Annotated in this window: 1 protein-coding gene and 1 rRNA gene; one reads left to right on the top strand and one right to left on the bottom strand. The window is 56.7% G+C overall.

Annotated elements, in window-relative coordinates; genetic code table 11:
- Positions 1-60 (top strand): 16S ribosomal RNA (locus OO60_RS44330); the annotation flags it as partial.
- A 102-nt stretch (positions 61-162) separates the two neighbouring features.
- Here OO60_RS44330 and OO60_RS47625 read toward each other — a convergent pair.
- A partial coding sequence (locus OO60_RS47625; protein ID WP_209441438.1) for a hypothetical protein occupies positions 163-342 on the bottom strand: 180 nt, incomplete at its 5' end.

Genomic DNA, 342 nt, shown 5'->3' with positions numbered 1-342 from the left:
ATTGGGACGAAGTCGTAACAAGGTAGCCGTACCGGAAGGTGCGGCTGGATCACCTCCTTTCTAAGGAGCACAACACATCCCAGCTTCGGTTGGGAGTGGGCCTGGCTCAGCGATCGAATGTATCGCTGCTGGGCTTGCTCAAGGAATTGTGGAACTACTGGTTTATGTGAACTCCGTGGTGGCGCTGCCGCCGGCTAGTACTGATCGCTTGCGATCGTGGAACGCCTGCTCGTAGCCCGGATGGGGTTCATGTTCTTGGCACACTGTTGGGTCCTGAGGCAACACGCCTTGGGGCTTCTGCCCTGGGAACGCGTTTGTTTCTGGTGTGGTGTTTGAGAACTG

This window comes from Amycolatopsis vancoresmycina, from assembly GCF_000716785.1.
Taxonomy (GTDB): domain Bacteria; phylum Actinomycetota; class Actinomycetes; order Mycobacteriales; family Pseudonocardiaceae; genus Amycolatopsis; species Amycolatopsis vancoresmycina.
This window is presented reverse-complemented; position numbering and strand designations above follow the sequence as displayed.